Here is an 18,594-nt window from a genome sequence, read left to right as displayed (position 1 = left end):
CCGGTACCGGCACCACATGACAGGATCGGCCGGTTCATTCCCGGCGCCAGTGCCGCAACCCCCTTTCACAGGAGGATCGTTGGACACCACGGACCGTTCTGAGCACTCCCCCCTGCGTCCCGCACCGCTGTCCCGCCGCAGATTTCTACAGGGCACCGCGTCGGCCGCCGCCGCGGCGGGCCTGGCCGGTGTCGCCGCGCCCCCGGCGTTAGCCGAAGCGGCCGGTGCCTCCGGTGCGGCGGCGCTCTCCTTCACGGCCGCCACCAATGGTGCGGCCTCCCTCTCCCCGGCCGGCGACCGATTGATCGCCGAGATCCAGAACGTCCTGTGGTCGCTGCCGCGGGCCGGCGGCGACGCGGCGGCGCTGACCCCGCCCGACCTGGAGCCCACCCGCCCGGTGCACTCCCCCGACGGCCGCCGGATCGCCGTCTGCGCCTACCGCGGCGGCAACTTCCATCTGTGGACGCTGGGCACCGACGGCTCCGGTCTCCAGCAGCTGACCGACGGTCCGTGGGACGACCGCGGGCCGGCCTGGTCGCCCGACGGGACCCGGATCGCCTTCGCGTCGGAGCGGGGCGGCGATGCGGTGGCCGGCAGCCCGTACCGGATCTGGGTACTGGAGCTGAAGACCGGGCGGCTGACGCGGCTGACCGGGCTGCCCGGCCAGGACGGGCCCCATCAGGACGGCGCCTGGGAGGACTTCGACCCCTGCTGGTCGGCGGACGGCTCGCGGATCGTCTTCGTACGGGGGCAGGTGGCGGGCGCCGCGCTGGTCTCCCGTACGGTCGCCTCGGTGCCGGCCGACGGGCACGGTGCGGTGCGCACCGAGCACACCGAGACGGCGGCCGCCCAGGTGATGGTGCCGGCGCTGTCTCCGGGCGGGCGGCTCGCCTATCTGCGGACCACGGACTATCCGGGGCCCACCTGCGCCCTGGTGGTGGACGGTGCGCGGGTCGCGGTCGACGGCGATGTGGAGCCGGTGCCGCCGCGCTGGATCTCGCGGGACGAGCTGCTGCTGACGGTCGGCGGGCAGTTCCGGATCGTCAAGGCCGATGCCCCGCAGCAGTCCGAGACCATCCCGTTCACCGCACGGCTGCCGCTGGACCGCCCCGGCTACCGCGTCAAGGACTACGGCTTCGAGCGGACGGCGGCGGGGCCGGTGCGCGGCGTGCATCTGCCGGCGCTCTCCCCCGACGGCCGCAGGGTCGCCTTCGCGGCGCTCAACTCGCTGTGGCTGGCGCCCACTTCGGGTGGCGGCGCACCGCGCAGAATCGTCCGGGCCGACGCCACCCGCTATGTCCTGGCGCCGAGCTGGTCCCGCGACGGGCGTTCGCTGCTCTACGCGGACGACCGGGACGGGCTGTTCGCGGTGCGCCGCCGGGACCTCGGCTCGGGCGAGGAGACGGTGCTGGCCACCGGCGGCCGGGTGCAGCCCGCGCTGTCTCCGGACGGCGGGCGGCTGGCCGCGCTCGACATGTCGGGAAATCTCGTCATACGGACGCTGTCCGACGGGAAGGAGCGGGTGCTGGCCGCGCCGATGGGTGCCGGCGGGCTGCCCGGCCGCCCAAGCTGGTCGCCGGACGGCCGCTATCTGGCGTACTGCGACCGCAACCGCCTCAACCGCCGCTTCCGCGAGGGCTACAACGTCATCCGGGTCCTCGACGCCGAGACCGGGAAGGGCCGGCTGTACCCGGTCGCCGAGCATGTCTCGATCGCCGACCGCTATGACTCCGGACCCGTGTGGTCGCCCGACGGGCGCTGGATGGCGGTGATCGCCGAGTCCGCGTTGTGGGTGCTGCCGGTGCGGCCCGACGGCACGCCGGACGGTGCGCCGCGGCAGCTGACCGACGAGAGCGCCGACCACCCGTCGTGGTCCGGGGACTCCGGCACGCTCCTCTATCTCTCGGCGGGCAGGCTGCGGCTGATCGGGGTGTCCGGCGGCGCGGCGCGGACCGTGCCACTGTCCCTCGAACACCGCGCCTCGCGCGCCCGGGACACCGTCGTCCACGCGGGCAGGTTCTGGGACGGTACCGGCGAGGAGGTCCGCGAGGACGTCGATGTGGTGGTGCGGGACGGCCGGATCACCGCCGTGGAGCCGCACCGCCCGGCCCGGTCCGGCGCGGCCCGGCGGGTGGATGCCTCCGGGCAGACCGTGCTGCCCGGTCTGTGGGACGCGCACACCCACCCGTGGCAGACGACCTACGGCGGCCGGCAGACGGCGCTACAGCTCGCGTACGGCATCACCACCGCGGTCTCCTGCGGCGGCTTCTCCTATGAACAGGCCCGTATCCGGGAGGCCGTGGCGGCCGGTGCGCTCGCCGGGCCGCGGCTGCTGACCTGCGGGGAGCTGCTGGACGGCGGGCGGGTGGCGTACAGCATGGGGCGGGCGCACCGCACCCGCGAGGGGCTGCGGCGGTCGCTGGCTCGCGGCGCGGCTCTGGACTGGGACTTCGTCAAGACGTACGTACGGGCGCCGGGCTGGGTGATGGAGGAGGCCGCGCGCTTCGCCCACGAGCGGCTCGGCGTCCGGGCCGGGAGCCATCTGCTGACCCCCGGCGCACAGCTGGGACAGGACCTGACGACCCATCTGCAGGCGACCCAGCGCATGGAGTTCGGCCATGCCGTCTCCAGTTCCGGGCACGCCTACCAGGATGTCGAGGAGGTCTACACGGGGACCGACTTCCACCTCCTCGCCACCCCGTTCTCGGCGGGCGCGCTGCTCGGTGACGACCCGGCGCTGGCCGACGATGTGCGGGTGGGAAGGCTGATGCCGCCGTGGGACACCGCGGTGGTACGGGAGAACGCCGGGCATCGGCCCACCCCGGCGCAGCTGGCCGACATCGAGACCGAAGTCGGCGTCTACCGACGGGTGTTGGCCGGCGGCGGGCTGGTCGCGCTGGGCACCGACCAGCCGCTGGCGCCGGTGGGGCTGTCCCTGCATCTGTGCCTGCGGGCGCTGCATCGCGGCGGTCTCAGCGTGAGTCGGACGCTGCGCACCGCGACCGCGCTGCCCGCCCGGGTGTTCGGCGCGGAGCGGGATCTGGGGACGCTGGAGGTCGGCAAGCTCGGCGATATGACCTTGGTGGACGGCGATCCGTTCACGGACTTCGACTCGCTGGTGCGGACCTCGGCGGTGCTGCGCGGCGGACGGCTCTTCGAGCAGCGTGAGCTGGTCGACTCCTTCCCCGCGCCCGCGACCCGCGCACTGCGGTCGTCCGATGCCGACTGGCTGGAGGTGGGCCGGCAGCAGCGCCGTGAGTCCTGCTGCGACGTCTCGCACTGACGCGCAGCACCCTCGCCACGGCGGGGTGGGGAGGCAGGGGGTGGCGCGGTTCCGAGGCTCCGGGAACCGCGCCACATGTGTTCGCCGAACAGGGGTGGTGCGAATAGGCATCGCACTTCGACTCATCGCATAAGTGCCCCCCGTTGATGTTTTATGCGCCCCGCAGTAGGTATGCCAACGGGTATTGCACGCGGTAAGCGACAGATCACGTTCCGGAACGTTCAGTGCAGACGGCACCGCCGGTGCCGTCCCGAGACGGGGCGCGACCAGCGCGGCAAAGATCGCAAAGGAGGGCTCGTCTTGCATCGCTACTTCACCGACCAGCGACATGAGGCACTCCGGCACCAGGTGCGGGACTTCGCCGAGCGCGAGGTCCGCCCCCGGATCGCGGAGATGGAGGCGAGCCGTACCGTTTGCCACGACCTTTCGCGTCGGATCGCCCGCCAAGGATGGATCGGCGCGACGGTACATCGCGCCTACGGCGGAATGGGCGCCGGACATGTCGCCAAGACCCTCATCATCGAGGAACTCTCGCGGGTCAGCGCCGCGATGGGCGCCATGGTGCAGGCGTCCCAGCTGGGCGTCGCGAAGATCGTCCACTTCGGCAACGAGGAACAGAAGAAGACCTGGCTGCCGGCCATAGCGTCCGGTGACTGCCTGCCGACCATCGCCGTCACCGAACCGCAGTCCGGCGGCCATGTGCTGGGTATGTCCTCCACCGCGGTCCGCGACGGCGACGACTATGTCCTCAACGGCCGCAAGATCTACGTGGGCAACAGCCATGTCGGCGATCTGCACGGTGTGGTCGTCCGCACCGGCGAGGGCTCCAAGGGCCTGTCGGCCTTTCTCGTCGAATCCGACAGCCCCGGCTTCCGGGTCGGGCCGCAGCAGCCCGCGATGGGCCTGCACGGCTTCAGCTTCGGCGAGCTGTTCTTCGACAACTGCCGGGTCCCCGCGGCGAATCTGCTGGGCCGCGAGGGCGACGGACTGTCCGTGGCGTACTCCTCCAGCGTGCTGTACGGCCGGCCGAATCTGACCGCCGTGTCGCTGGGCATCCATCAGGCGGTGCTGGACGAGACGACGAAGTTCTGTGCCGAGCGGCAGCGCTACGGCAGACCCCTGGCCGACCTCGGCAACATCAAACTCAAGCTCGGACGCATCCAGTCACGGCTGCTGCTGGCCCGCCTGTCCGCGTATCACGCGGTCCATCTGCTGGACCAAGGGCTCCCGTGCGATGCGGAGTTGATGAACGCCAAGCTGGTCAATGTGGAGTCGGCGCTGGAGTCGGCGCGCGATGCGATGGACATCCACGCCGCGTGCGGGCTGTTCACCGACCGGCCGGTGGAGCGCTTCCTGCGCGACGCCCACCACATCTTCGCGCCGGCCGGCACCTCCGACATCCAGCTGCTGCGGCTGGGCGAACTCGCCCTGGGCCGGGCGAAGGGCGAGTGGTCCTCCCGGCTCGCCGATCTGCTGCGGCTGGAGCCGTCGGAGTGGCCGGAGGAGGACGACACCATGGCGGACGACGGGGCCGGTGCGGTGGGCGAGGCATCCACGGCGACGGTGCCGGGCCAGCGCACCGGTCCGGCCCGCCAGCGCTCGCGGTTCGCCCGTCCGAGGTGAGCAGCGGGCCCTGCCCCGGAGCCGCGGCCCCCGGCATCCCGCCGATGCCACGGCTCCGGGCCTGCCGCCCGGCCCGGGGCGGTCCGGTCAGGAGACGTCGCTCTGCCGCTGCTCCATCTGATGGATCTGCTCGACGAGTTCGGCGGCCATCGACTTGATGGTCTCCAGCCCCTCGCGCCCCCAGGGGCGCGGTTCCAGATCCACGACGCAGACGGTGCCCAGCGCCATGCCCGTACGGTCGATCAGCGGCGCGCCGAGGTAGGAGCGGATACCGATCTCGTCGACGACGGGATTGCCGGCGAACCGCGGATAGTCGCAGACGTCTTCGAGGACCAGGGCCTTGCGGCGGACGATGACATGCGGGCAGTAGCCGTGGTCCCGGTCCATCACCCGGCCCGGCTGGGCGCTGGCGGGTGCCGGTCCCAGCTCGACGGCCTGGTCCTGGGCGGGCGTGTAGAGACCGGCGAAGTACTGCCGGCGCTCGTCGATGAAGTTGACCATCGAATACGGCGCCCGGGTGGTCCGGGCGAGCTTGCGCGCGAACTCGTCGAAGGCCGGCAGCGGGGAGTCGCCGATACCCAGGGCGCGCAGCCGGGCGACGCGCGCCGGGGCCTCGTCGTCCTCAGGGGTGAGCAGCAGATGACGCGTCGGATCGAAGGACATGTACGGGACGCGGGAGACGGGGTGGTTCATGGCAGCTCCGGGGTCGCGGCGAGGGCAGGGGTGAGCAGATGCTGGACGAGCGAAACCAGGATGTGGGTGGCCGAGCTGCACCGGCGGGCGTCGCAGAGCACTACGGGGATGTCCGGATCGAGGTCTATGGCGCTGCGGACCTCGTCCGGGTCGTAGTGGTAGGAACCGTCGAACTCATTGACGGCGACGATGAATTGGATGCCGCGCCGCTCGAAGAAGTCGACGGCCGCGAAGCACTGGTCCAGGCGCCGGGTGTCGGCGAGGATGACCGCGCCGAGCGCACCGTTGGACAGCTCGTCCCACATGAACCAGAAGCGCTGCTGCCCCGGCGTCCCGAAGAGATAGAGGATGTGCTCGGGGGTGAGGGTGATCCGTCCGAAATCCATGGCGACGGTCGTGGTGTTCTTGTCCTCGACGCCTGCCAGATCGTCGGTGTCGACGCTGATCTGGGTGAGGAGCTCTTCCGTACTGAGCGGCTCGATCTCGCTCACCGCTCCGACGAAGGTCGTCTTGCCGACCCCGAAACCGCCCGCGACCAGGATTTTGAGCGCGGCGGGAAAGAGGTCGGGCGAGGGATCCCCCTGGGGTCGGGGGTCACAGTCGTTTGCGAAGTCCATTCAGCACCGCCTCCAGCAGGGCTCGGTCGGTACGGGACGCGGGCCCTGCCGAAACGGCCGCGGGGGCCCGCGCGGTGAGCGCCCCGCAGTCGACGAGGTCGGCGAGGAGCACTTTGGTGACCACGGCGGGCAGCCGTATGTGGGCGGCGATCTCGGCGACCGAGACCGGCCCGCCGCACAGCCCCAGCACCTGGGCGTAGTCGGGGCCCTGGCAGGCGGCGGGCCGGCGGCCGGTGGCCATCACCATCGTCAGCAGGTCGAAGTGCGCCGTCGGACGGGTCCGGCCGTTGCTGATGGTGTACGGGCGGACCAGCCGGCCCGCCGCGTCGTCGTACCACGGTTCCCCGCCCTGCCGCCGTCGGCGACGCACGGTCATGGTCAACGACCGCCCGCGGGCGCTTGTTGACGCGCGGGGGTGGACAGATACGAGCGCACGCTTTTGACCAGCATCGACATCTCGTAGCCCAGCACCGCCACATCGGCTTCGCGCCCGGCGAGCACGGCCAGGCAGGCGCCCGATCCGGCGGTGGAGACGAACAGGAAGGTGGATTCCAGCTCGACGACGACCTGCAGGACGTCGTCGCCGTCACCGAAGCGCACACCGGCGCTGCGGGCGAGGGAGTACAGGCCGGAGGACAGGGCCGCCATATGGTCGGCACTGTCCGGGTCGAAGCCATGGGCGGCCTTGACAAGGCCGTCCGAGGACAGCAGGAGCGCGCTCCGGGCGTGCGGCACACGCTGTACGAGCCCGGTCAGCAGCCAGGACAGATCGGTGTGCTGGCCTCCCTGCAGCTGCGAATGTGCCTGCGCACGCACATCACTCACCATGGTTGCGGTCGTCTCCTCGGGGGCGGGCCATCGGGGCGTCGTGGTCACGGTCGTAGAGCAGGTCGTTGCCGCCCAGGCTGCTGGTGTCGCCGCTCTGGGCCGGGGTGGTGCCGTTGGTGCCGGCGGAGTAGCTGTCGTCGGCGAGGCTGAAACCGCGCCGGAAGGCGGCCATCAGACCGGGGTCGTGCTCGGGCTCCGGGCCCGTACGGGGCGTCGCGGACGGCAGGATCGGGTCGCCGCGCAGCTCGGGGACGAGGTGCGTCTGCTTGCGCCGCCGGGGCAGCCGCGGGCGGGCGCCGTTGTCCACTGCGGGCGGCGGCGGGGGCGGCAGCACGACGGGGCCGGGGTCGGCTCGGCCGGCGGGGGTGCTCTCGGCGGCGTCGGGGGTGTGGGTGTCAGGGGTGTGGGTGTCAGGGGTGTGCGCCTCATGCACAGGGACTTCGGGGAGCCGGCTACCCGATGCGCGGACCAGCCGACGGCGGGTGGAGCCGGAATCGGGGGCGAGGTCGATGTCGATGTCGATGTCGATGTCGATGTCGGCGGGGGCCGGCGTCGGCGTCGGCGTCGGCGCCGTACGGTCGCCGTAGTCGCGCTGCGGTGTGTCGTACGCATGATCGGGGGCGGGAGTGGGACCGGGGATGGTGACGGTCCGGTGCCCCCCGCCGATGTCATGGCGGTCGTAGCGGTCATAGCCGCTGTCCTGGTCGTCTTCGTAGACGTCGCCGTACCCGTCGTCGTAGCCGTCGTGCTCGCGCGCCGGGTCGGTGTCCGGGGATCCGGTGCGCGACGCGCCCTCTCCCCCCGCCTCGGCGCTGCCCGAATCCGCGCCGAGCAGCCCCTGCGGCACGATCAGCACGGCCTGCACCCCGCCGTAGATGTTGCTCTGCAGCCGGACGACGATGCCGTGCCGCCGGGCCAGCGAGGAGACCACGAAGAGTCCGATCCGGCCGTCGCTCAACAGCTGGGCGACATCGATGTGTTCGGGGTCGGCCAGCAGGGCGTTCATCCGCGTCTGCTCGTCCGCCGACATGCCCAGACCGCGGTCCTCGACCTCGACCGCGAGGCCGGCGGTGACAAGTTGGGCGCGCAGCAGGACCGGGGTCTGCGGGGCGGAGTAGACCGAGGCGTTCTCGACGAGTTCGGCGAGCAGATGGATGACGTCGGCGACGGCGTGCCCGCGCAGGGTGCCCTCGATCGGCGGCACCAGCTTGATCCTCGGGTACTGCTCGACCTCGGCGATCGAGGAACGCAGCACCTCGGTCATGGAGACCGGCCGGCTCCACTGACGACGCGAGATGGCGCCGCCGAGGACGGCGAGGTTCTCGGCGTGCCGGCGGATGCGGGTGGCCAGGTGGTCGACGTGGAACAGGCCCTTGAGCAGGTCCGGGTCCTCGACCTGGTTCTCCAGCTCGTCCAACAGCTCGATCTCACGGTGCACCAGGGACTGCAGCCGGCGGGCGAGGTTCACGAAGACCTCGACCTTCTGCTCGCTGCCGCTGGCGTTGCTGCGGGCGATGGCGACCGCGTCGATGACGGCGGACGCGGCGGCCCGGCCCGCGGCGGCCATTTCGTGGGCGAGCAGATCGAGGGTGTCGCCGGTGGGCACGAGAGCCGGCTCGGGCTCGCGGCGCTGGAGCCATTCGCCCTGTCGTACGCGGTCCAGCAGGTCGTACAGATCGGACTGGCTGCGGGCGCAGACCTGGCGCAGCCGGGCATAGCGGGTGACGGCGGCGCGGGCCTCGGAGTTGGCGGCGGCGCCCGCGGTCAGCACGATGACGCAGACCACGGCGAGGCCGCCGGACAGCACCACCCACTCACGGCCGGTGATCCGGGCGCCGCCGGCCTGGACGACGAAGGCGGCAACGCCGGTACAGATGACGGCGGTGAGGAGGCAGGGGACGGCGGCGAGCCGGACCAGCCGGGACCGTATCGCCGAGTCGGCGGCCGACTCGGGGAACGAGGCCCGGCCGTGCCGTCCGCCCTCACGCTCCCGCCGCCGGGCGGAGGCGGGTACGGGGGCGGCCCCCGGGGAACCCTGGGCCCATGGGGACCTTGGAGCCTCCTGGGACGTCTGGGTCCCCTGGGGGAATGCGGTAGGCATCGGCGCCCTCCGGATCGGCCGTTGGCAGTTCGCGGAGCACGCACGCTAGTTGTTGCAGGGGTGGGGTTCGGACCCACTTCGAGGTTTCGCTACCCCTCGCCACCTCCTTGGGTGGGCGTCACGCGCACGTCAGTACGAATCAATCCGAACTCCCGTTCAGAAAGAGGGAGTTGACGCCTCTGCGGATGCCTCTTTCGGTGACTCCAGGACGGCGCTCGGTGCCGCTGCGCGCGCCGGGGGCCAGCTCGGCCAGCCCTGCACGGGCGGCACGGCCACCGCACGCCACCAGGGCTCCACGATCTGCTCGTCGGCGGGCTCGAACGGTTTGCCCGGCGGGGGCGCGGCCACCTTCGCGCCGGCCCGGCGCGCCGCCGCGACCGTACGCTCCACGGGCTCCGACCACGGATGCGGCGCGAGATTGAAGGTGCCCCAGTGGATCGGCAGCAGCACGCCTTCAGGGGTACCGCCCGAGAGGTCGGCGTGTGCCCGCAGCCCCTCCTCCGGGGTCATATGGATGTCCGGCCAGAAGTCGCTGTACGCGCCGATCTGAATCATCGTCGCGTCGAACGGGCCGTGCTGCGCGCCGATCTCCGCGAATCCGGAGAAGTAGCCGGTGTCACCGCTGTGGTAGATCCGGTGGTCGGGTCCCGCGACCACCCAGGAAGCCCACAGGGTGTGCTGCGGGCCGCGCAGACCGCGGCCGCAGAAGTGCTGGGCGGGGGTGGCGGTGAGGGTCAGCCCGCCGATGTGGGTGGACTCGTGCCAGTCCAGCTCGGTGATCCGCTCCGCGGGCACGCCCCAGAATTCCAGGTCGGCACCGATCCCGAGCGGCACGACGAAGGCCGCGCCGGTGGCGGTCAGGCCCTGGATCGTCGGCATGTCGAGATGGTCGTAGTGGTCGTGCGAGATCACCACGACATCGACCGGATCGAGCGCGTCCAGCTCGACGGGCACCGGATGCATCCGCTTGGGGCCGGCCCAGCTGAACGGCGAACAGCGCTCGCCCCAGACCGGGTCGAAGAGCACCCGCCGGCCGTCTATCTCGGCCAGCACGCTCGAATGGCCCATCCAGGTGAGCCGCAGCCCGGAGGCGGGCGGCCGCCCCCAGTCCGCTTCGGTCGGGCGGTGCACCGGAATCCGGCCGACCGGCGCCCGGCGCAGCCGCCCCTCACGACTCAGCTGGGTACGCGCCATCGGCAATGCGGAGCCGTGGAGCAGTTGCCTGGTTTGCACCGGATTGCGGAACTGGCCGTCCACGAACTGCGGCGACCTGCGCATCCTGGCCAACCGCTCCCCTGTGGGCTCGGCGCCGAAGCTCGCGGGGCGCAGCGCGGAAAGTCGAGTGCGGCGGGGTCGGGAACCGGTCACGGCACCTCCATGGTCGGGGCAGTCGCGAAGTGAACGGGCCGCGTGAGCGGTGGGTTCCGGCGCACCGGGCCACACGGCGCCCTCGTACGGTTTGCGCACCACGACACCCGGACTCCACACCATCACCCTCCCGCACAAACCGCGCGACCGGCCGTGACATTCCGGAACGGGGGTGTGAGGTGTTCCGGCGGGCCGCGCGGAGGGGGCGGGCGCGGGGGCACTACCGGGCCGCGCAACTCGGGCGCGTCCGGTGCGGTGAGCGCGGGCCCGGCGATGGCAGGCGAGCGCATCGTCCGCCCGGGGGCCGGTCGCCGCGATCGTCCAGGCCCGGGGCGGGCCGCTAGCCGCTCCCGAACTCCAGGACGAGATGATCCTCGACGGGCCGGTAGCCGAGCCGCTGGTAGAGGGCGTTGCTGGTCGGGTTGGCGAGGTCCGTGAAGAGCAGCAGCTCATGCACCCCCTCGTCCCGTGCGGCGCGGGAGACAGCGGCGGTCGCCGCCCCCGCATAGCCGCGTCCGCGCAGCTCGGGCGGGGTGTAGACGGGAGCGACCCGGGCCATGCCGAAGAGCGTGCGGGTGACCCCCGCCATCGCGACGGGGCGGCCGTCGGCCTCCCACAGCAGGCAGCGGCCGTGGGCGATACGGTCGTCGACCGCTCGGGCGTCACGGGGCGGCGGATCGCCGACCTCCGCGGCGAAGGCCGCGAACCAGGCGAGCAGGAGGTCCCGGTCGGCCGTCGTGGCGAGCCGGGCCGCACCGGGAGGTGCGGGGGCCGGTGGCGTCAGCTCGCCCAGCCGGTAGAGCCGGTGGTGTTCGGCGGCGCGCACCGTGCCGCCGTGCCGTCGCTGCCAGGCCGCGGCGACCGCCTCGGCCGTCGCCCGGCCGGCGTTCACGCCCGGTAGCGCGAGCTGCTCGTGTGCCAGCACGTCCACCAGCTCGGCCGCCGCCCCGTCCGGCATCGGCGAGAGCAGCACCGTACGCGGCGGCGTCCACACGAACGCGGCTCCGACCGCTGACCGCCCGTCCCGCCGCCACCAGCCGAACGACGGTGCGCCCTCCCCGTAGGCATCCGTGCCGATCACCCGCAGGGAGGATGCCACCGACAGCAGCACGGTGTGCTCGGCCGGCCGGCCGCGCAAGAACGTGCCGGCGGCCGCCTCGAATGCGTCGAGGTCCCGGGTCGTGGTCCAGGTCATGCCACACCTTCCCGTGGATTCCCGGCCGGCCGCATCCGGTTTTCGGGGCGGGCTCCGGGGCCGGTTCCTGCCTTCGCACGGTCACGCCATCACGCCATCACGCCGTCACGCCGTCACGCCGTCACGCCGTCACGCCGTCACGCCGTCGAACGGTCACACGCCTTCGACGACGAGGGGCGGACTCGGAAGGCCGGGGCGGCGGGGCAGGAAGACGGTGCGCAGGACGATACGCGGGGCGACGAGGCGGGCGGGCGGCGCGGTGAGGCAGAAGACGTCCCGCCAGATCGCGCCGACGACGGGGTCGATGGCGGCGCGGGCGAACAGCCGGTCGAGGTACCACGTGCTCAGCCGCTCGCCGAGGCTCGCCTTGGTGTCGTCAGGGCTGGCATACGGCCGGTCCGCGCCGACCGCGGCGAGCCAGGCGGGTTCCACCGCACGAGCCACCGCCCGCTGCGCCTCGGCGATGACCCCGGGGCGCAGACCGCCACCGTCCGCGAGCGTGCTGCGCACCGCCAGCGCGCCGAGCGCGGCGACCGACATCCCCTGCCCGTACACGGGGTTGAAGGTGCAGCCGGCATCCCCCAGGACGAGGAACCCTTCGGGGAGGGCGCCGGGCCGCTCGAAATGGCGGCGACGGTTGTAGGTGTCGCGGAAGCCGTGCACCGGCGAGAGCGGTTCGGCCTGCGCGAGCAGTTCATGGACGTACGGATCGCCGATCGTGGCACTGAAGGCGGTGAACTCCGCCGCGTCCGTGGGCGGGTGGTGCCCGCGCACCCCGGACAGCGTCAGCAGCCACTTGCCGTCCTCGACCGGTACGTAGGCGGCGCCGCGCGGGCACTCCGGCCAGCCGGGGATGTTGACGCCGGCGTCGGGCGCGGTGTCCGGGTCCTTGGGGCGGTACATACGGGTGGCGTAGGCGAGCCCCGCGTCCACGGTCTCCTCCTGCGGCGCGGACCTGCCCAGTTCGGCGTACCACTGGGGCGTACGGGAACCGCGGCCCGAGGCGTCCACGACGAGCGAGGCCGACAGCACCCGCCCGGATCCCTCGGCGCGCTCGCCGTCCCGCGACCGGACGCGTACCCCGGTCACCCGGCCGGCGTCCCCGGTCAGCCCGACGGCCTCGGTCGCCTCCAGAACCTCGACGCGGGTGGGCGAGTCGGCGGCCGCCCGCAGGACCCGCTCCCGTACGACCGCGTCCAGCACCGGCCGGGTGACGCTCAGCGTGAGATGACGGCGCTCGTCGAAGCGACGCTGCCAGCCGGTGGGTGTACGGGTGAGCAGATCGCGCGGCAGACAAAGGCTGCGCGCACCGGCCTCGGTGAGCGCGGCGACCGTGCCGGGCAGCAGCTCTTCGAGGGCATGCCGGCCGCCGCTGAGGAGAACGTGCAGATGGCGGGCCTGCGGGACGCCCTTGCGGAAGGCGCGCCCCTCGGGGTAGCGGTCGCGCTCGACGACTGTGATCGCGTCGACGTGTCCCACCAGGGAGGTGACGGCCAGCATTCCGGCGAGCCCGCCACCGATCACGATCGCGGTGCGCCCGCCATTGGAGTGCTCTGCCATCCCTGCCTCGCTCCCCCGCCGGCCGGCCCGTCGGCCGAACCGCCTGCTCGTTGCCGGTACCGGATCCGGTGCGCCATGTCCGGGATCCGCTCGCCGGGCCCGGAACCGGTCACCGTCCGCGGAACCTGATCACTGACGCTCTCAGACTTCAGCGCACACAACACCGATGTCAACGCCCCTTTCTGCCAACCGACTCGATGGGGCCACAGGGTTCACCGCGGGCCACCGGCCCTCGCCCGCTCATCACCGGCCACGGACCGTCGGCACGGCTTCTTGCGCGTCCTTTCCTCCCTCGCATCACCTCAGTCCCCGACATCCCGCTATGAGGTGAGCCGGCGTCTAGACTCCCGGCTGCGGACGTACCTCGTCCGGCAACGGTCTCACCAGCAAGGGATTCGTCTCACCAGCAAGAGATTCAAGGACGCTTGTGACATTCCAGCAGGTTTCTGAGCCGTCTGACGTATATGACGTACTCGTCGTCGGTGGAGCGGGCGTGGACACCATCGTGCCGGTCGGCGCGCTGCCTCTGCCGTCCGCCGATTCCCATCCGGTGCCGCCCATTCGTGAATGGGTGGGGCACACCGGCACCGGCGTCGCGCTGGGCTGCGCGGCGCTCGGACTCGCCACCGGTTTCGTGGACTTCATCGGCGACGACCACCCCGGCAGCCTGGTCCGCGAACGGCTGGCCGGTACCGGCGTCGACTTCCGGCCGCTGATCTCTCCGCACGGCACCCGGCGTGCGGTCAACCTTGTCGCCCCCGACGGCCGTCGGATGTCGTTCTACGACGGCCGCGACCCTGTCGACCTGCGCATGCCCGCCGAGCACTACCTGCCGGCTCTGCGCCGCGCCCGGCACGTCCATCTGTCGATCATGCACTTCACCCGCTTTCTGTATGACGACATCGAAGCGCTGGGCCTCCCCGTCTCCACGGATCTGCACGACTGGGACGGCCTGACGGACCATCACCGGGAGTTCGCGCTCCGCTCGGATGTGGTGTTCCTCAGCACGGCCGGGGCGGGTGAACGGATCGGGTCCGTCATGCGCGAGATCCTCCACGACGGGCGCGCCGAGGTGGTGATCGCGACGGCCGGTGCGGGCGGCGCCTACCTCCTCACCCCCGACGACCGCACCCCGCGACTGGTGCCGGCCGCGGTCCCGCCCGGCCCCGTCGTGGACAGCAACGGCGCGGGCGACGCCTTCGCCTGCGGTTTCCTCTACGGCCGGCTGGCGGGCCGGCCGCTCGAGGACTGCGCGCGCCTGGGCGCCGTAGCGGGGGCGTATGCGTGTACCTCGCCGGGCACCCACACCACCCTGGTCGGCCCGGACGATCTCCGTGCCGTGCTCGCCGATACCTCGGCCGCCGCCAGCGTCACCGCACCGCACGGTGACGGACCCGGACTTCCGGAGCCGCCGGCAGCTCAGGTCTCCCGCACCGGGGCATAGGCCTCCGCTCCCAGTCCGAAGGTCCAGGCGACGCCTTCCCGCGCCGTACGGGTCCAGGGCGGCACCCGCAGCCAGTAGGTGCGGTGGGTGCCGTCCGGCTCCGGCGTGGAGTTGACCACCTCGACCATCGCCACCGGCTCGTCGTCGTCGAGTTCGATACGCCACAGAATGCCCGCCTCGTCGCGGTGCCTCGGCTGCGCTCCGGACTCTTCGAGGTAGCGGTCATAGCCGTAGAACTCCAGCATGACCCGGCGGAGTTCGGCGTTCTCCTCCTTCCGTATGTGCTCCGGTGTGAGGTCGGCCAGCCCGTCCAGGAAGGTTGCCGGGACCGGCATCCCGCGCCAGGCGTACAGGGCGAAGCCGTCGGGGAAGGCGAGCACCGGGCCGTCGCCCCGGTCCAGCCGCCCGGCCTCGTCGCGATGCAGCTCGACCGGTCGCTCGGCGATGATCGCCACCTTCTCGTACGGCCACCACCACCCGGCGGTGCGGGCCACGGCGGCGATGCCCGCCAGCCGCTCTCCCGGCCCCGCGAGCGCGGCGAGCCAGGGCGCGTCATGCTGTCCATGGACCGCGTCCAGCAGCGCCAGCCGCACCGCGGGCTCACCCCCGGGCGTTTCGGCCAGCGCCTCGACGACGCCGGTGCGGATCCGCTCGGTGAGCGCCCGGGTGGTGTCCCACAGCCGTCCGCCGGTCAGCTCCCATCGCTCACCCCAGCCGGCCCGGCCCAACTCGTCGTGCAGCGCGGCCCGTTCGGCTGCCCAGGGCCGGGTCCGCACCGCGTCCCGCACACTCACCCCCAGCTCGGCCCGCGACGCTGCCAGCACCCGCGCCGTCGCCTCCCTCGGCGATCCGGCCCACTCCACCCGCTCCGGCTCCGCGAGCCCGGCGAGGCGATAGGCCAGCCGCACCCCCGCCTCCGCGGCCACCCGGTCCGCCGGCCCGGTCGCGGCCGCCACCGCACGCCACCCCGCCTACGCGGCGCCCCGACCGTCCCCCTGACCCTCTTCGGCCCCCCGCATACCCAACTCCCCGTACCCACTTGCCATTTCGCCGCTCACCCTGCCGTCCCCCGTTCCCCCTGCTGCTGCCGCCTCGTGCCACCCCCGTGGCTCCGTATCCCCCGCGTGCCCCGCCGGACACGCCTTAGTCCGCCACCAAGCGCACCGAGCCCGGCACGTACTCGCGCTGGCGCACCACGCGGTACCAGCCCTTGGGCAGCGATATCGCGGCATGCTCCTCGTGCACCACCCGGCCGCCCTCGGGCAGATGCAGCAGCGCGGGCCCGAACGCTCCCGTCTCGCGCCTCAACGCACCGGCGCCGACCACCGCATGGGCATGGCCGGTGACCTCGCCCAATGCCAGCACCATCCGCCCCCGGACATCCCGCGGTTCTTCCGGCAGCCCGCTCACATGCTCCGACAGCGCGGCTTCCGCAACCGGCACGATCAGCACATCTCCCTGTCGGAACACGGCTGCTCCCTCCCCCTCGTTCGCACTCTTCCGCTCTGCCGAAAACGTTAGGGAGTGGGTCTGACAATCGGCTCTGACCTGCGGAAAGCCGGGGGAGAGTTCGTCATACGTGGCCGGCGACCCGGGCGCCGGCGGCGTTGTCAGTGGCGGTTGATAGGAATAGCGGCCATGAGCATCCACCAGCACGTGGAAGAGTGGGACGGCCTGCCCGTCCACGACTTCCCGCAGGCCACGGACGATATGTCCGCCCTCCCCGAGCCCGGGGCGGTCGCCTGGCGGCTGTCCGTCCATCCGTACGACGACAGCGACGACGAGACGTTCGAGCAACGCTGGCAGCGCTTCACCGAGAGCGTGGAGCTGTCGGGCGTCCGCGCGCTGATCCTGGGGCAGTGGGGCGAGGTGTACGACGAGTCCTCGGAGGTCGTCGTGGCGGCGGTCGTCGCGGCCAAGGACCGGCTCACGGGCCTGCGCGCCATCTTCCTCGGCGAACTGGTGGCGGAGCAGGCGGAGATCTCCTGGATCCAGCAGTCCGATGTCGCACCGCTGCTCACCGCCTTCCCCGCGCTGACGCGTCTGACCGTGCGCGGCGGCAGCGGCCTGGTCTTCCCGCCGGTGCGGCATGATGCGCTGCGCGAGCTGCGGTTCGAATCGGGCGGGCTGCCGGCCGCCGCGGTCCGGGGGATATGCGAGAGCGACTTCCCCGCACTGGAGTCGCTGGTCCTGTGGCTGGGTGTGCCGGAGTACGGCGGCGATTACGAGATCGGCGATCTGGCCGCGGTGCTCTCGGGCAGCCGTCTGCCCGCGCTGCGCCATCTGGGGCTGCAGAACAGCGAGATCCAGGACGAGATCGCCACGGCGATCGGCTCGGCCCCGGTCGTGGCCGGCCTCCAGACGCTGGATCTGTCGATGGGCACGCTCACCGATGCCGGCGCGGAGGCGTTGCTCGCCGGCCAGCCGCTCACCCACCTCAAGAAGCTCGACCTGGATCACCACTACCTCACCGACGCGATGGTGCACCGGGTGCGCGAGGCGCTGGAACCCAGCGGCGTCGAGATCGTCATCGACGAGCGGGGCGAGGAGGACGAGGACGACGGCACGGTGTGGCGCTATGCCGCGGTGACCGAGTAGATGACCGCCCTCGCCCGCCCCGCCGCCCTCACCGGGGCCTCCACCGCCGCCGTCACCCGCGCCTCCACCGTCGCCCGCTCCGCGGCCGGTGGCCTGCCCCGCTTCGCCGTGGTCGGCAACCCCGAGAACCGCCGGGTGACGCTGTTCGCCGATGCGGTCCGCGCCGCGGGTCTGCCCGCGCCGCGCCTGCTGGCCTGGGCCGATGTGCTGCGCGACGGCGCCCGGTTCACGCCGGGCGAGATCGTACGGATCGACTCGCCCGGGGAGAACGCCGAGGTCGAACGGCTGCTGCGAGGGCCCGCCGACCCGACCCGGGTCGAGGGCACCGCGCGGTGGTACACCCGCTTCACGGCGGCGGTGCGGGAGGTCGCCCGTGCCGCCTCTGCGGGCGGCGCCACGCTTTTGGACGATCCGGCCGAGCTGGCGGTGCTCTTCGACAAGCGGCGATGCCACGGCGTGTTGCGTACCGCGGGAGTGCCGGTTCCCGAGTCGCCCACGTCGGGGCCGGGCGCCGCGACCGTCGGCAGCTGGGCGGAGGCCAGGTCGGTACTGGGTGCGGCCGGGTTGCGGCGGGCGTTTCTCAAGCCGGCACACGGCTCCTCGGCGTCCGGTGTGCTGGCGCTGGAGAGCGACGGCCGAGGGCGCTTCCGTGCCACGACCTCGGTCGAACTGGGCCCGGACGGCAGCCTGTTCAACTCCCTGCGGGTGCGTCGTTACGGCAGCGAGCCGCAGATCGCCGCCATCGTCGACGCGCTGGCACCGGACGGTCTGCACATCGAACGCTGGATTCCGAAGGCGGCGCAGGCCGGCCGGGTCGCCGATCTGCGGGTGGTGGTCGTGGACGGCCGGGTGACCCATGCCGTCGTCCGCACGAGTCTTTCACCGATGACCAATCTCCATCTCGGTGGGGCGCGCGGTGATCTCTCCGCGGCGCGGGCGTCCGTCGAGGCGTCGGGGGCCCGTTGGTCCGATGCGCTGGCCGTCTGCGAGGCGGCCGCCGCCTGCTTTCCGCGCACTCTGTGCGTGGGTGTGGATCTGCTGCCCAAGACGGGCTGGCGGGGCTTCGTGGTGGGCGAGGTGAATGCCTTCGGCGATCTGCTGCCCCGGCTGACCGGCCTCCCGGGAAGCGGGGCCGAGGGCCTGGACACGTACGGCGCGCAGGTCGCCGCCGTACGCAGCACACGAGGAAAGAGCGGAACGTACCGTGCACGCCCCTGAAATACCTGCGCACGCCCCTGAATCACCAGCGCACGCCCCTGAACTGGTGGCCGCGGCGGCCGGCAC

15 protein-coding genes are annotated in these 18,594 nt (G+C 72.5%); 5 read left to right on the top strand and 10 right to left on the bottom strand.

All coding sequences use genetic code 11. The features are described 5' to 3' along the window. Positions 1-79: 79 nt before the first annotated feature. On the top strand, positions 80-3,283 hold the full coding sequence (locus KI385_RS36825; protein ID WP_238576360.1) for an amidohydrolase family protein: 3,204 nt from the start codon (positions 80-82) through the stop codon (positions 3,281-3,283). Between the two features lie 300 nt (positions 3,284-3,583). Continuing rightward, entirely contained in the window at positions 3,584-4,906 is a 1,323-nt protein-coding gene (locus KI385_RS36820) for an acyl-CoA dehydrogenase family protein (protein ID WP_238576359.1), read from the top strand. Between the two features lie 87 nt (positions 4,907-4,993). On the opposite strand, the gene KI385_RS36815 is transcribed toward KI385_RS36820, so the two are convergent. From KI385_RS36815 to KI385_RS36780, 8 genes are all read right to left on the bottom strand, one after another. Continuing rightward, complete coding sequence (locus KI385_RS36815) at positions 4,994-5,599, bottom strand: GAF domain-containing protein (RefSeq protein ID WP_238576358.1); 606 nt, start codon at positions 5,597-5,599, stop codon at positions 4,994-4,996. After that, a complete protein-coding gene (locus KI385_RS36810) occupies positions 5,596-6,216 on the bottom strand; it encodes a GTP-binding protein (RefSeq protein WP_128508163.1) in 621 nt (206 codons plus the stop codon). The genes KI385_RS36815 and KI385_RS36810 overlap by 4 nt, the downstream gene beginning before the upstream one ends. Beyond that, positions 6,194-6,592, bottom strand: coding sequence for a DUF742 domain-containing protein (locus KI385_RS36805; protein WP_238576357.1), 399 nt, complete (start codon positions 6,590-6,592; stop codon positions 6,194-6,196). The genes KI385_RS36810 and KI385_RS36805 overlap by 23 nt, the downstream gene beginning before the upstream one ends. 2 nt (positions 6,593-6,594) lie before the next feature. After that, positions 6,595-7,044, bottom strand: a complete 450-nt coding sequence (locus KI385_RS36800; RefSeq protein ID WP_128508161.1) for a roadblock/LC7 domain-containing protein — start codon at positions 7,042-7,044, stop codon at positions 6,595-6,597. Beyond that, on the bottom strand, positions 7,034-9,145 hold the full coding sequence (locus KI385_RS36795; RefSeq protein WP_238576356.1) for a sensor histidine kinase: 2,112 nt from the start codon (positions 9,143-9,145) through the stop codon (positions 7,034-7,036). The genes KI385_RS36800 and KI385_RS36795 overlap by 11 nt, the downstream gene beginning before the upstream one ends. A 156-nt stretch (positions 9,146-9,301) precedes the next feature. Next, positions 9,302-10,513, bottom strand: a complete 1,212-nt coding sequence (locus KI385_RS36790; RefSeq protein WP_238576355.1) for an MBL fold metallo-hydrolase — start codon at positions 10,511-10,513, stop codon at positions 9,302-9,304. 340 nt (positions 10,514-10,853) lie between these two features. Beyond that, a complete protein-coding gene (locus KI385_RS36785; RefSeq protein WP_238576354.1) occupies positions 10,854-11,708 on the bottom strand; it encodes a GNAT family N-acetyltransferase in 855 nt (284 codons plus the stop codon). Positions 11,709-11,861: 153 nt separating this feature from the next. Continuing rightward, positions 11,862-13,268, bottom strand: coding sequence for an NAD(P)/FAD-dependent oxidoreductase (locus KI385_RS36780; protein WP_238576353.1), 1,407 nt, complete (start codon positions 13,266-13,268; stop codon positions 11,862-11,864). 427 nt (positions 13,269-13,695) lie between these two features. Here KI385_RS36780 and KI385_RS36775 point away from each other — a divergent pair, with 427 nt between their 5' ends. Further along, positions 13,696-14,712, top strand: a complete 1,017-nt coding sequence (locus KI385_RS36775) for a carbohydrate kinase family protein (RefSeq protein WP_238576352.1) — start codon at positions 13,696-13,698, stop codon at positions 14,710-14,712. Here KI385_RS36775 and KI385_RS36770 read toward each other — a convergent pair. Together KI385_RS36770 and KI385_RS36765 are read right to left on the bottom strand one after the other, a co-directional pair. Continuing rightward, positions 14,688-15,668, bottom strand: a complete 981-nt coding sequence (locus KI385_RS36770) for a DUF6745 domain-containing protein (RefSeq protein ID WP_238576351.1) — start codon at positions 15,666-15,668, stop codon at positions 14,688-14,690. The two genes, KI385_RS36775 and KI385_RS36770, sit on opposite strands and share 25 nt — an antisense overlap. Positions 15,669-15,855: 187 nt before the next feature. After that, a complete protein-coding gene (locus KI385_RS36765; protein ID WP_238576350.1) occupies positions 15,856-16,182 on the bottom strand; it encodes a hypothetical protein in 327 nt (108 codons plus the stop codon). A gap of 168 nt (positions 16,183-16,350) precedes the next feature. Here KI385_RS36765 and KI385_RS36760 point away from each other — a divergent pair, with 168 nt between their 5' ends. Then, positions 16,351-17,310, top strand: coding sequence for an STM4015 family protein (locus KI385_RS36760; protein WP_238576349.1), 960 nt, complete (start codon positions 16,351-16,353; stop codon positions 17,308-17,310). After that, positions 17,311-18,528 carry an STM4014 family protein gene (locus KI385_RS36755; RefSeq protein WP_238576348.1) on the top strand — a complete coding sequence of 406 codons (1,218 nt, stop codon included), beginning with the start codon at positions 17,311-17,313 and terminating at the stop codon, positions 18,526-18,528. Positions 18,529-18,594 lie beyond the last annotated feature (66 nt).

It is taken from the genome of Streptomyces inhibens (assembly GCF_022221585.1).
GTDB classification, from domain to species: Bacteria; Actinomycetota; Actinomycetes; order Streptomycetales; family Streptomycetaceae; genus Streptomyces; species Streptomyces inhibens.
The sequence above is the reverse complement of the archived record's forward strand: the minus strand, read 5'-3'. Positions and strand labels throughout refer to the sequence as shown.